This is a genomic window from Muricoccus harenae (assembly GCF_009848505.1).
Taxonomy (GTDB): Bacteria; Pseudomonadota; Alphaproteobacteria; order Acetobacterales; family Acetobacteraceae; genus Roseomonas; species Roseomonas harenae.
Map to the genome: position 1 here is coordinate 38,088 of NZ_WWDL01000037.1, position 12,204 is coordinate 50,291.

The following is a 12,204-nucleotide window of genomic DNA, read 5'->3' on the forward strand; positions in this document are numbered from 1 at the left end:
GCCTTGCTTCCGGTTGGAGGCCGAGGCTCGCCGGGGTCGCACCCGTCGTCCAGCAGGATTCCTGGCACCTTCCATCGACGCGGTTTATGGTCGCGATCAGGGATGTGAAACGGACGGCGAATGAATCTGCGGCAGTTCGAGGTGTTCCACGCCATCATGCGCACCGGCTCGGTGACGGGCGCGGCGCGGCTGCTGAACGTTACCCAGCCCTCGGTCAGCACCGTGTTGAAGCATTGCGAGACGCAGCTTCGCTTCCGGCTATTCAACCGCGTCGGCGGACGGTTGCAGCCGACGCCCGAGGCGCAGGCGCTTCTGCCGGACATCGAGGCCGTTTTCAGCCGCCTCGCTGCGGTGGAGCGGCTGGCCCAGGACCTGGCGGGCGGGCGACTTGGCACGCTTTCCGTCGCCGCCGCCTTTCCCATCGCCAATGGATACCTGGCCAAGGCGGTGGCGACCTTCCTGGCCGACCGGCCGCGAACGCGAGTGGCGCTGCAGTCGCTGACCTCCCCGCAGGTGGTGGATCGCGTTGCCAGCCGGGAGGTGGAGTTGGGCGTGGTGCATGAGCCGGTGGTGAACAGCGAGGTGGAGACCGAGTTGCTGGTCTGCGCCTCGCTCGAATGCGTGATGCGGTGTGATCACCCGTTGGCCCGTCAGGCCTCCGTTCCCGTCGGCGCCCTGGCGACGCTACCGCTGATCACCTACCTGCCGCAGAACCTGTTCCGCAGCTATGTGGACAAGGCTCTGTCCCATGCGGGGATCGCGCCGCCAATCGTCGCGCAAATCAGTGTCTCGCTGACGGGGATCATGCTGGCGCAGCATGGTTGCGGCGTGGCGCTGGTCGAGCCGCTGATGCTGCGGACCATGCCCTTTCCGGATCTCGTCGCGCGTCCGCTGGACCCGCCGATCGCTTTCGAGACAGTGCTGGTGCGGCCGCGCGGCACGCCGGATTCGACGCTGCTGCAGCGCTTCGTCGCCCATCTGCGCGGCACGCTGGTGGAGGAGGGGATCGGGATCCACGCTGCGCCGCCATTGGCGCCGTCAATGGATCGCCCAAAGCTTGGTATTGGACGCGCTGGGTCCGCCCCTGGAAGGAATCGGTCTGGACCGGAGGCCAGGCTGCGCGGCGCATGAATGCGGCGTGGCATCGCTCCGGCCGCCGGGGAGGATGACCGCGATGGACAATGTGGCACCATACTACGGCACTGATTGGCCCTCGATCCGGGACCAGGTGAGTGCCGAAGAGTGGCAGGCGAGGCTGGACCTCGCAGCCTGCTACAGGCTGGTCGATGCCTACGGCATGACCGACATGATCTACAACCACATCACCCTGCGCATCCCGGGCACGGATCACCTGCTGATCAACCTCTATGGGCTGCTCTACAAGGAGATTACGGCCACCAGCCTCGCGAAGATTGATGTCGAAGGAAACATCATCTGGAAGCCGAATACCGATTACGGGATCAACAAGTCCGGCTACGTGATCCATGGAGCGATCCACAAGGCGCGGCCGGATGTGGCGGCGGTGATCCATACCCATACGCGCGCCGGCATGGCGGTGGCGGCGATGAAATGCGGGCTGCTGCCGCTGAACCAGACGGCCATCCGCTTCGTCGGCCATATCGGATACCACGACTATGAAGGACCTGCGATCGACCTTTCGGAGCGGGAACGCATCGTGAGCGACCTCGGCCCGCATGATGCGATGATCATGCGGAACCACGGGCTGCTGACCTGTGGCGCGACGCTCCAGCAGGCCTTCAACACGCTCTACCAACTCGAGATGTCCTGCCGCGCGCAGGTGGATGCCATGGCGGCGCGAACCGAGTTGACGCTCCCTTCCGACGAGGTCCTCGAGCGCACGGCGCATCTCTACCAGCCCGGCGCGCGGCGACCTTATGGCGTGCTGGAGTGGCACGCCATGCTGCGGCTGCTTGAGGCGCAGCAGAAGGGATCGGGTTTCCCGCCCTACTCGGTTTAGGGGCTACAGGCATTGAATTCGGCAGAGCCCGCCGCGAGAGCGGGCGCCGCGAAGGAGGAGGGATGGGCATGGACCGATCCAGGATGGGCCGGCGCGGCCTGCTCGCGCTTGCGGCGGTGCTTCCGGCACAGACATGGGCGCAGGCCGTTCCGGCGGGCGGCTGGCCGGAACGGCCGATCCGCTTCATCGTTCCCTTTGCCGCCGGCGGGAACAGCGATGTCACCGCGCGGCTTTTCGCGGCGCGGATCACCGGGCGGCTCGGCCAGCCCATCGTGGTGGAGAACCGCAGCGGCGCGACCGGCGCAATCGGGACCGAGGCGGTGGTCCGTTCCCGGCCGGATGGCTATACGCTGCTGATCGGCAGCCCCGGCTCCATCGTGAACGGGCCGCTGCTGATGCCAGCGCTCCGATACGACCCGATGAAGGATCTCGTGCCCGTGGCGCTGCTCGGGCAGGTGCCGATGGTGATTATCGTGAAGCCAGGCGTCCCGGTGCGGGACCTGACGGAGCTCGTCACCTATTCCAGGATGCGCCCAAACGGCGTGACGATCGGAACCTCCGGCGTAGGCGGCGCTAACCATCTGCCGCTGGAACTGTTCAAGGCTGCGACGGGCGCTAACCTCGTGCACGTGCCCTATCGCGGCGGTGGTTCGACCCTGCCGGATTTTGTTTCGGGCAGTGTTGACGGCATCTTGATCGAGCTGCCGAGCGTGCTGGACCTGCACAGGGACGGGCGCGGGCGCATTCTCGGCCTGGCCGCGCCGCAGCGCTCCCCGCAGGTGCCAGAGGTAGCAACCTTCATCGAGCAGGGGCTAAAGGACTTTCTGGCGGCCTCCTTCGTCGGGCTCTTCGCGCCAGCAGGCACGCCAGAGCCGGTGCTGAAGAGCCTTCAGGCAGCCATCGCAGAGGCTGCGGCCGATCCAGAGGTGCTGGCCCGCCTCGCCTCCTTTGGCGCGGATCCGCCGAAGGGGCCGGAGTTGACCACAGCTGGTGTGGCCAGATTCCTGGAAGGCGAAGTAATGAAAGCACGCCGGGCGATCGAGATCGCCGGCCTGAAACCGGAATGAAGTCGGAAACCATGATGCATGCTTCTCCTGGCCGCCGCGCCCTGCTCGCGGTTGCAGGCGCCGTTCTTGCAACCAGCAGGGCCCGCGCCCAGGAGCGGAGCTTTCCAAGCCAGCCGGTGCGGATCGTCTCCCCCTATGCGCCGGGGGGCGGCACGGACACCACGGCGCGGGTAATCGGCCCTGCGATGGGCGAGTTCATGGGCCAGCCCATCCTGGTGGAGAACCGCGGCGGGGCCGGCGGGTCCATTGGTGCGGCCGAAGTCGCGCGCTCCGCACCGGACGGCCATACGGTGCTGGTGGATGCGCTGGGCCATGTGGTGAACCCGCATGTGCTGCGCGGGCTCGCCTTCGACTACGCGGCCTTCGTGCCGGTGACGCAGATCACCATGCTGCCGCAGGTGATGATCATCAATCCGCGGGTGCCTGCGAAGGACATGGCCCAGTTCATCGCCTATTCGAAGGCGCGCCAGGGGCAACTCTCCTACGGTTCCTCGGGGAACGCCACCGGGTCGCATCTGGCGAGCGTGCTGTTTCTCCGCCGGGCGGGCCTGGATTTGGCGCATGTGCCCTATCGCGGCGGATCGGCGGCCATGCAGGATGTGCTGGCGGGAAATGTTCTCTTCGCCATGGCGACCGTGAATTCGGCAACGCAGCTCATCCTTGATGGGCGCCTGCGTGCCCTGACGGTGGCTTCGGACCGGCGCGTCACTTCGCTGCCGGACGTGCCGACCATGGCCGAGGCGGGCTTGCCTGGAGTGGTGGTGGATGAATGGAATGGCATGTTCGCTCCACCAGGCACGCCGCGGCGCATCGTGGAGCGCTTGCATGCCGGGGTGCGCCACGCTCTGGCTGCGCCCGTGGTGCGGGAGCGTTTCGCGGCGATCGGAGCCGTGACGCTGGGCACCGATCCCGACAGCTTCGCAGCTTTCGTGACGGAGCGGCGGGAGGCTATGGGACGGCTGGTGAAGGAGGCGAGCATCACCATCGAATGACGGCGCGGTCCGCCCTTTTTACGCGCGGAAGAACATGCGCTGGGCTTCCCGCAACCGCGCGTGGAAGCCGGGTGTTCCGATCATCCACCTGGCCTGCATGACTGTTCCTCCTGGATGTTTCACTCAGGACGGATCCCGGCTTGCACCACGAGGTTGCGCCACTTGGGCACTTCCTCCGCAATGCGCTCCGCCAGAGGGGCGGGTCCGTCCAGCCGCGCGGTGGCGGCGCCCTCGGCCATGCGCGCCTGCAATTCGGGTGCGCTGCGGATCTGGGCGAGGGCCGTGGTCAGCCGCGCCATCAGTGGCGGCGGCAAGCCCTTGGGTGCCATCAGGCAGAACCAGTTCGGCGCGGCGTAGCCCGGCACGTATTCGGCGATGGCGGGCACATCGGGCAGGGCCGGCACCCGCGCGGGCATGGTGACCCCAAGGATGCGCGCCCGGTTCTGGCGAACATGCTGCAGAAGTTCGAGCGTGGAGCCGAAGATCAGGGCGATGTCGCCCGAATAGACAGCAGTGACAGCTTGGCTGACGCCGCGATAGGGAACATGCGTCATCTCCACTCCGGCCATGGCGCTGAAGAGCGCGCCTGCCAAGTGATTGGCGGAGCCGACGCCACCCGATGCGTAGGTCAGATCCCCAGGACGCGACTTCGCATGGGCCAGCAGTTGCGGCAGGGATGAGAAGGGGGATTCGCGCCGAACCAGCAGGCCGGATGGCACATCACACATCAGGCAGACCGGATCGAGATCCCGGATCGGGTCGAAGCCAAGTGCGGGCTGGAGGGTCGGGATAATGGAGATGCCAGCGGAGGTGGCGAGGAAGGTGGCGCCATCCGGCGGCTGCTGCGCCACGTACTGCGAGCCAATGCCGCCGCCCGCGCCGGGGCGGCTCTCGACGATGAAGTTCGCACCCATGCTGCGCGTCAGATGGTCGGCGATGATACGGGTGGGAATTTCGATGGGGCTGCCGGGCGCCTGCGGCACGATCAGCCGGACGGTGCGAACGGGCCAGACTTCCTGCGCCCGGGCAAGGGACGGAGTCGAAAGGCCAAACGCTGCCAAGCCGAGGATTCTGCGTCGCATTCGTTCCTCCCGCCGGCTCTGGCGACCCGGCTGTGGAACTGGATGCTGCGGGAGTGCGACTAGAGGAGCCAATTGAAAGAAGGACGCCCCTCATTCACCTCGTCTATGACCCTGACTGGAACCAGGCATATCCGACAGCCCTTGCTCCTCTCGGCCTGCGACGTCTCCCGCTACCAGATTTCACACGACGCGGCCCGGATCGCCCTGGAAGCCCAGGGCGCAGACGGAGCCGCCATGGAACAGAGCGCCAATCCTGCCGCCCGGCGGCGCCACGCCTTCGACCTCGACGGCATAGGCTTCCGCGTCATCCTGCGGCGCATAGCCGATGATCGCCCGCGCGGCCGCATCGCCGCCCCAGAGGGCGCGGCGGTTGGCGGAAACGCCGTATAGAATCTGGAAGCCGAAGGGCGGCGCTTCGACACAGCGGCGGGCGAGATGGGCCATGTCGCGATGGCTGATCCAGGCGCCCAGCTCGCGCGCATTGCGGGGGCGGGAGCGGAAGGCGCCAATGCGCAGGCAGGCAACGTCGAGCCCGTATTTGTCGGCATAGAGGCGGCCAAGCGCTTCGCCGAAGACCTTGCTCACGCCGTAATAGCCATCGGGACGCACGGGCTCCTCCGTGCCCACCGGGCGGTGGGCACGGTAGAAGCCGATGACATGGTTGCTGCTGGCGAAGATCAGGCGCCGCGTGCCGTTGCGCCGCGCGGCTTCGAACAGGCTGTGGCAGGCCACGACATTGGTCTGCAGGATCTCCTCGGGCGTGCCGCCGGTCTCGCGCGGGATGCCTGCGAGATGGATGACGCAATCCACATCACGTGTTGCGGTCTCCGTGACGCTGGGATCGGAGAGGTCTCCTTCCATCAGCTCCTCATCCTCGGCCGCAGGCGCCATGGGCTGGCGGTCGAGTAAGCGGAGCCGCCCTGCCGCTCCACGGAGGGCAGGGCGCAGCACCTGTCCGATCTCGCCTGCCGCGCCGGTGAGCAGGATGCGCCGCCATGCCGGCGTGGCCGCCGCGTCCACCATCCTCGCCTCAGCCATCGACAGTGACATTGGCGTCGCGGACGATGCGGCCGAACTTCTCGGACTCGCCCGTGACGAAGCCGCGGTACTCGGCGGGACTCATGGGCTGCGGCAGCAGGCCCTGGGTCTCGAACTTTCCGCGTAGTTCCGGCTCCCGCAGCGCCGTCGCAATGGCTTCATAGACGCGCTGCGCAATGGGATCTGGTGTTCCGCCTGGGGCGAAGAGGCCGAACCAGTTTATCAGCTCGTAATTGGCCAGCGGCGGATATTCCGAGACGGAGGGCACGTCCGGCATCTGCGGCAGGCGCTCGCGCGAGGTGACGGCGACGGCGCGGATGCGGCCGTCACGGATCAGCGACAGGCCGGAGGCGAGGCTGTTATAGCCGAACTGGACGCGGCCCGCGGCGATGTCGGTGACCGCCGGTCCGGAGCCGCGATAGGGCACATGCACCGTCTGGATACCGGCCATGCTGTTGAAGAGCTCGCCGGCCAGGTGCTGCGGGTTGCCGATGCCGGAGGAGGAGTAGCTGAGCTTGCCCGGGTTGGCGCGGGCGTATTCCACCAGCTCCGCGACCGTCCTGAAGGGCGCGGTCATGCTGCCCATCAGAATATTCGGCACCTTCACCACCAGTGAGACCGGCTTCAGGTCCCGCATCGGATCGTAGCTCATCTTCTCCCGGTAAAGATGGTGGTTCACCGCCGTCTCGCCGGCACCGCCGAGGAGGAAGGTGTAGCCATCGGGCGCTGCGGTCGCGACAGCCTGGGCGCCGATCATGCCGCTCGCCCCCGTGCGGTTCTCGACGACAACAGGCTGGCCGAGCGCCAGGCGCAGCGGATCAGCCAGGAGGCGGGCGGTGATGTCCTGCCCGCCGCCGGCGGCATAGGGTGCGATGATGCGGATCGGCCGGCTGGGGTAATCGCCCTGCGCCAGGGCAGGGCGGGCCAGGGCCAGGGCGGCGCCGGCGGCGAGGCCGCGGCGCGTTATGGGGTAAGAAAGCGTCATCTCTTAAATTTTCCCGTTGTTGCTTCGTTTTTTATGGCCGCGATGCAGCGTGCAGCCGGAACGCTTCAGCTCGTCTTGGCGGTGCCGGCCAGTTCCTCGAGCTTCTGCAGGTCGGCTGCCGCGACGCGCACGCCTTCACGCTGGCTGCGCGCATAGGATGCCATCTCGCGCTCGCCCGGCAGCATCACGGGCGCGCCCGGATCGGCGGCGGGGGTGTCGTGCAGGATGGCAGCGAAATCCGCCATACGCTCTCGCAGCCAGTCCGCACTGCCCAGCTTCGATGTGTCGATCAGGATGAAAACATGGCCCAGATCCTGCGCGGCGCCCGGGTTCTTGTCCCAGGCCTGCACATGGGTGAGGTAGGAGGCGCCGGAAAGAAGGCCCGCCAGCATGTCCACCATGACGGCCAGCCCATAGCCCTTGTGGCCGCCGACTGGCAGCAGGAAGCCGGCAAGGGCTGCCCTGGCGTCGGTGGTGGGCCGGCCTTCCGCATCCGCGGCCCAGCCCTCCGGCAGCGGCTCGCCGCGCTCGGCGAGCGCGCGGATCTTGGCCCGCGCGGCGACGCTCAGCGCCATATCCAGGATCACGGGATCGCCGCCCGGATTGGGCACGCCGATGCCGATCGGGTTGTTGCCGACGCGCGTGTCCTTGCCGCCCCAGGGGGCAATGGTGGTGGTCGCGTTGCTGGCGATGATCGAGGCGAAGCCCTGCTGCGCCGCCAGCAGGGCATAGGGCATGATCGGGCCGAAATGATTGCTGCCGCGCGCGAAGGCGGCGCCGATGCCGGCCGCGCGTGCCCCGTCCATCGCTGCCTCCAGCGCGCGCATGCCGACCAGCGGACCGATGCCGTTTCGTCCGTCCACCGTAGCGACGCCAGCCGCAAGGCGTAGAATGGATACATCGGCCTGGGCATCGATGCCCCCGACCTTTACGCGGTTCAGATACTGCGGAACGCGGCTGATGCCATGGGTGCGCACGCCAAAAAGGTCCGCCAGTACGAGAATGCGCGCGACCTGCCCCGCCTCATTCAGGCGCATGCCGCCAGCCGCGAGGGCGCGGGTCGCCAGGTCGAGGAGCCTCGGCTCCGGTATGATCGCTTCGCTCATCGTTCCCCCACCGGTCTGTCGCTTCTGGGCAACTGCGCCGATTCCATGCCCGGGTCCAGCGCCTACAGGTCCTGGGCGGGCCACTCAATCTCCCGCAACACATCTTCGTACAGAGGTTTGCCAGGGAGCGGGCCGCCCGCAACCACGTACAGAGCGAAGGCACCGCCCATACCGGACGGGGCTGTCAGCCTCAAGCTGAGCCTGGTCGCAGGGCTCGAATGCCAGCACCTCCGCCACCTCCGGCATGAAGCATCTCCGGGCCAGCAGAGCGGCACCGGGTTGCGCGTTCGGCGAGGAGGTGCTGGTGGGGCGCTTGGGACCTCGCGCTCCCGGCTTGGCGGCAAGCTGGGGCTGCTCGCGGGTGTCGCTGAGCGCATGGAGGAGAGGCGGCTCATGCCGCTCCGGTGGCCGGAGCCAGCACGGCACCGGGAGAGCAAGAGCGCAGCCGACCGCCTCGGAAAAGAGCTGCCGGATCTCCTGCAAGGCCGCTCTGACGGGATGATAAGATACGCGGTGGTCTTTCGGACTGGTTGGCATCGCTGATGCTCCGGGAGTGCCGGATTGACCGCCGCCCCGCGGTGCCCGGCGCTTCCCGCCGCCGATTGACGGCGGCGCCTGGCCGGACATGCGGTGAGGATGCGGCTGTTGACGTAGGTCCAGCATGTTGGACAGTTGCTCGCAGTGGTGCACCCTGCCCGACTCCCGGCGACGGGCGATACGGGGCCCAGGGCAAATCGCTCACCAAGTCCGTGGCACCTATGAGGAAGAAGGAAAAGCGAGACGATGTCCTGGGAGGTCGAAACGGTGCTGCAGGGCTATCCCGGAAAGTCCGAATTCCATGGCGGGCTGGGTTGGAGCACCGTCGCGCTCGCGCGCGGGCCCGGCGGCCGCCTGGCCCTGCTGGACACTGCCGGCTTCGGCGCCCGGCGCCTGCTCCTGAAGCGGCTCGCGGCGCTGGGCGTGGCTCCGGAGGACATCACAGACCTGCTGCTGACACATCTGCACTACGACCATTGCATCAACTGGCCAATGTTTCCCCGTGCCACCATCCATGTCGGCGCGGCTGAGTTGGACATGGCGCTGAGCCTGCCCGATGGCGATCCGCTCTATCCGGAATTTACGGTGCGCGAGTTGGCGCGGCATCCGCACCTGCACCGGCTGGAGGATGGCGAGACAGGGCTTCCGGGGATTTCCTGCTTCACGGGGCCCGGGCACACGATGCACCACCTCGTCTTCGTGCTGGAGGGAGAGCCACGGACGATCTTTTCCGCCGATCTTGCGAAGAACCGTTCCGAGCTGGTGACAGGCCGCGCGGATATGACGCTGGATGCGACGGCACATGCGGCATCCATCGCGCGGCTGAATGCCATCTGGCGCGAGGTTCCGGGTACGGTGCTGCTGCCGGGCCACGACCTGGCTCTCATACTGGACGGGGCGGGCGAGATGGTCGCGCAGGGTGAGCGTGCCTGTTCGATCTATGCCTGGTTTGGCGGCTCCCTGGAGGAGGTCACGCATTTCGACCTCACGGAACGGGCACGCACCTAAGAAGACGGGGATCGCGAATAAGGGCAAAGCCGCGATCTGAACAGAACGCAATGCATCGCGCCAAGGGTAACGGCGCTGTCTGAGCCAAGCCCAAGGGATGTGATACGGATGACGCCAATGCGCACGGATGTCGCGGTGTTGGGGCTAGGAGCCATGGGCTCAGCCACCCTCTACCAGCTTGCCCGGCGGGGCGTGGCAGCGCTTGGGATCGACCGTTACGCGCCGCCGCACGCCATGGGATCAACCCATGGGGAGACGCGCATCACGCGCTGCGCAGTGGGGGAGGGCGATTGCTACGTGCCCTTGGTCCAGCGGTCGCACGAAATCTGGCGCGAGTTGGAGGCTGAGACAGGACAGCCGCTGCTGGAAACCTGCGGACTGTTGATGATGGCGCCGCGCGGGGTAGAAACCGGGCACCATGGGAAGACCAACTTCCTCAACCGGACAATCGCAGTGGCACGCCGCAACGGCATTCGGCACGAGGTGCTCGATTCCGCGCAGATCGGCGCGCGCTTCTCCAGCTTTGGGCTGAAGGGTAACGAGGAGGGCTACTTCGAGCCGGGCGGTGGGTTTGTCCGCCCAGAGGCCTGTGTCGCAGCGCAGCTAAGCCGCGCGGCGGAACTCGGCGCCCGGATCCGGACAGGATGCGAGGTGAAGGCGTTGACGCCGGGAACAAGTGGCGTGCTGCTGGAGACGAGTGACGGGCCGGTGACGGCAGATCGTGTCGTCGTCTCCGCAGGGGCATGGAGCGGAAGGTTGCTCGGTGGCCCGTTCCGACCTAGGCTCGTGCCCCGTCGGCAATTGCTGCACTGGTTTCCCGTTGTGGATGAGTCGCGTTTCGCACCCTCTGTTTTCCCCGCCTACATCTGGATGCATGGAGCCACCTCGGAAGACTATTTCTACGGTTTCCCGGCACTGAGTGGCTCTGGCGTGGTGAAGGTCGCCAGCGAGCAATACGTGGATGAATGCGATCCTGACCGACTGGAGCGCAAGGTGGAGCCGGAGGATAGCCGGGCCATGTTCGAGGAGCATGTGGCCGGGCGTCTGAAGGGCGTATCGGCGGGCCCGGCGCGAGCCGCCGCCTGCATGTATACGGTTACGCCGGACTCTGACTTTGTGATCGACCATCATTTGGACAGCGAACGGATCATCGTCGTGTCAGCCTGCTCGGGACACGGGTTCAAGCATTCCGCGGCTATTGGCGAGGCTGTGGCGGAGCTGACCTGCGACGGCCGCAGCACGCTCAACCTTCGACCCTTCCGGTTCGACCGGTTCAGTGTGGGAACAGCCGCCTGACTCGCGTGTCGGAGCTCATTTAGATTGGCTCAAGCCTGGAGGCATCCTGCGCCGACACACGCGCGTAACCGGGCATCTGGAACGACGGCGCGCTACCCGGACGAGAAAAGCGTGTCGAGCACGACCGGGGAACCGCTCGGCCGGAACGGAGTTCGGCTGTCCAAATCCGTCTCCCGAGGCATCTCAGGCCATCAGCCCGACGTAGCAACGACCCGGTGCCTTCATTGCGATCGCCTCCTCCCGCTCCATCATCGCTCGCATGGGTTCGTCTAGGCCGAACCTCCGGCGAGGCAGACGTGAAGGCTCAATGTGGGTTGCCGGGCAGACTCTGAGATTCCAATATGGGGTCGGTTCTCACTCGGCACTTCCGAGGCGGTAGCCGACGCCCGGCTCCGTGTGGATGAGCGCCGCGGCCTCACCGAGCTTCTGCCGCAGGTGCCCGACATACACGCGCAGGTACTGCGCATCCTCGGCGTGACCAGGGCCCCAGACGGCCGAGAGCAGCTGGCGCTGCGTCACCACCCGGCCGGTCCCCCCGCGGGCGAGCGCCGCCAGCAGGTTCCACTCCCGCGGCGTCAGGCGGAGAGCCGAGCCATCCAGCCTCGCAACCCGTCTGGCGAGGTCAATCTCGAGCGGACCGGTCCGGACCACCGCCTCAGTGGAGCTGCGCCCTTCCGCCGCGGCCGCCCGACGCAGGGCGGCCCGCAGCCGCGCCAGCAACTCGCCCAAGGCGAAGGGCTTTTCGACGTAGTCATCGGCCCCTGCATCGAGGGCGGCGACCTTCCCATCCTCCCGGTCACGCGCCGAGAGCACGATGATCGGGCTGGCGGTGAAGGCACGCAGCCGTGGGATGACCCGCTGGCCGTCCATATCCGGCAAGCCGAGATCGAGGAGGATGGCCGCAGGAGAATGCGAGGCAGCCAAACGCAGACCCTCCACGGCATTCTCCGCGCGCATGGGATCGTAGCCGGAGGCTGTCAGGGCAGGGCCTAGTGGTTTGAGTTAGAAGTGTTCTGACATGCTGGGCGGGGTGTAAGGTCGGGCGTCTCTGATGGGAGGCGCCCATGTCATGTGGCCCGAAAGCGGCAGCGGTAGTGCTGACGGAGGAGGAGCGC

At 67.1% G+C, this 12,204-nt stretch carries 11 protein-coding genes; 6 read left to right on the forward strand and 5 right to left on the reverse strand.

The window, feature by feature from the left end:
- Nucleotides 1-120: 120 nt before the first annotated feature.
- The 4 genes from GSE44_RS21530 to GSE44_RS21545 all read left to right on the forward strand — a co-directional run bounded on the left by GSE44_RS21530 (nt 121) and on the right by GSE44_RS21545 (nt 4,037).
- Nucleotides 121-1,131, forward strand: coding sequence for a LysR family transcriptional regulator (locus GSE44_RS21530; protein ID WP_159350898.1), 1,011 nt, complete (start codon nt 121-123; stop codon nt 1,129-1,131).
- Between the two features lie 43 nt (nt 1,132-1,174).
- Nucleotides 1,175-1,978: a class II aldolase/adducin family protein gene (locus GSE44_RS21535; protein ID WP_201306174.1), complete on the forward strand. Its 804-nt coding sequence runs from the start codon at nt 1,175-1,177 to the stop codon at nt 1,976-1,978.
- Nucleotides 1,979-2,046: 68 nt separating this feature from the next.
- Complete coding sequence (locus GSE44_RS21540) at nt 2,047-3,045, forward strand: Bug family tripartite tricarboxylate transporter substrate binding protein (protein ID WP_159350900.1); 999 nt, start codon at nt 2,047-2,049, stop codon at nt 3,043-3,045.
- A gap of 11 nt (nt 3,046-3,056) precedes the next feature.
- A complete protein-coding gene (locus GSE44_RS21545) occupies nt 3,057-4,037 on the forward strand; it encodes a Bug family tripartite tricarboxylate transporter substrate binding protein (RefSeq protein ID WP_159350901.1) in 981 nt (326 codons plus the stop codon).
- A gap of 119 nt (nt 4,038-4,156) precedes the next feature.
- Here the strand turns inward: GSE44_RS21545 and GSE44_RS21550 are convergent, their stop codons facing one another.
- The 4 genes from GSE44_RS21550 to GSE44_RS21565 all read right to left on the reverse strand — a co-directional run bounded on the left by GSE44_RS21550 (nt 4,157) and on the right by GSE44_RS21565 (nt 8,248).
- A complete protein-coding gene (locus GSE44_RS21550) occupies nt 4,157-5,119 on the reverse strand; it encodes a Bug family tripartite tricarboxylate transporter substrate binding protein (protein ID WP_159350902.1) in 963 nt (320 codons plus the stop codon).
- Between the two features lie 180 nt (nt 5,120-5,299).
- Nucleotides 5,300-6,157, reverse strand: a complete 858-nt coding sequence (locus GSE44_RS21555) for an NAD-dependent epimerase/dehydratase family protein (RefSeq protein ID WP_235925043.1) — start codon at nt 6,155-6,157, stop codon at nt 5,300-5,302.
- Entirely contained in the window at nt 6,150-7,142 is a 993-nt protein-coding gene (locus GSE44_RS21560) for a Bug family tripartite tricarboxylate transporter substrate binding protein (RefSeq protein WP_159350903.1), read from the reverse strand. Before GSE44_RS21560 ends, GSE44_RS21555 begins: the two co-directional genes overlap by 8 nt.
- A gap of 65 nt (nt 7,143-7,207) precedes the next feature.
- Nucleotides 7,208-8,248 (reverse strand): Ldh family oxidoreductase, encoded by a 1,041-nt coding sequence (locus GSE44_RS21565; protein WP_159350904.1) that lies wholly within the window; start codon nt 8,246-8,248, stop codon nt 7,208-7,210.
- Nucleotides 8,249-9,031: 783 nt separating this feature from the next.
- Here GSE44_RS21565 and GSE44_RS21570 point away from each other — a divergent pair.
- On the forward strand, nt 9,032-9,793 hold the full coding sequence (locus tag GSE44_RS21570) for an MBL fold metallo-hydrolase (protein WP_159350905.1): 762 nt from the start codon (nt 9,032-9,034) through the stop codon (nt 9,791-9,793).
- Between the two features lie 117 nt (nt 9,794-9,910).
- On the forward strand, nt 9,911-11,089 hold the full coding sequence (gene solA, locus GSE44_RS21575) for an N-methyl-L-tryptophan oxidase (RefSeq protein WP_159350909.1): 1,179 nt from the start codon (nt 9,911-9,913) through the stop codon (nt 11,087-11,089).
- A 354-nt stretch (nt 11,090-11,443) separates the two neighbouring features.
- On the opposite strand, the gene GSE44_RS21580 is transcribed toward solA, so the two are convergent.
- Nucleotides 11,444-12,070 (reverse strand): winged helix-turn-helix domain-containing protein, encoded by a 627-nt coding sequence (locus GSE44_RS21580; protein WP_268893682.1) that lies wholly within the window; start codon nt 12,068-12,070, stop codon nt 11,444-11,446.
- Nucleotides 12,071-12,204 lie beyond the last annotated feature (134 nt).

Bases quoted from the DNA above. Each gene is read 5' to 3' on its own strand.
- GSE44_RS21530 (WP_159350898.1), top strand. From the start codon at position 121: ATGAATCTGCGGCAGTTCGAGGTGTTCCACGCCATCATGCGCACCGGC.
- GSE44_RS21535 (WP_201306174.1), top strand. From the start codon at position 1,175: ATGGACAATGTGGCACCATACTACGGCACTGATTGGCCCTCGATCCGG.
- GSE44_RS21540 (WP_159350900.1), top strand. From the start codon at position 2,047: ATGGACCGATCCAGGATGGGCCGGCGCGGCCTGCTCGCGCTTGCGGCG.
- GSE44_RS21545 (WP_159350901.1), top strand. From the start codon at position 3,057: ATGATGCATGCTTCTCCTGGCCGCCGCGCCCTGCTCGCGGTTGCAGGC.
- GSE44_RS21550 (WP_159350902.1), bottom strand. From the start codon at position 5,119: ATGCGACGCAGAATCCTCGGCTTGGCAGCGTTTGGCCTTTCGACTCCG.
- GSE44_RS21555 (WP_235925043.1), bottom strand. From the start codon at position 6,157: ATGGCTGAGGCGAGGATGGTGGACGCGGCGGCCACGCCGGCATGGCGG.
- GSE44_RS21560 (WP_159350903.1), bottom strand. From the start codon at position 7,142: ATGACGCTTTCTTACCCCATAACGCGCCGCGGCCTCGCCGCCGGCGCC.
- GSE44_RS21565 (WP_159350904.1), bottom strand. From the start codon at position 8,248: ATGAGCGAAGCGATCATACCGGAGCCGAGGCTCCTCGACCTGGCGACC.
- GSE44_RS21570 (WP_159350905.1), top strand. From the start codon at position 9,032: ATGTCCTGGGAGGTCGAAACGGTGCTGCAGGGCTATCCCGGAAAGTCC.
- solA (WP_159350909.1), top strand. From the start codon at position 9,911: ATGCGCACGGATGTCGCGGTGTTGGGGCTAGGAGCCATGGGCTCAGCC.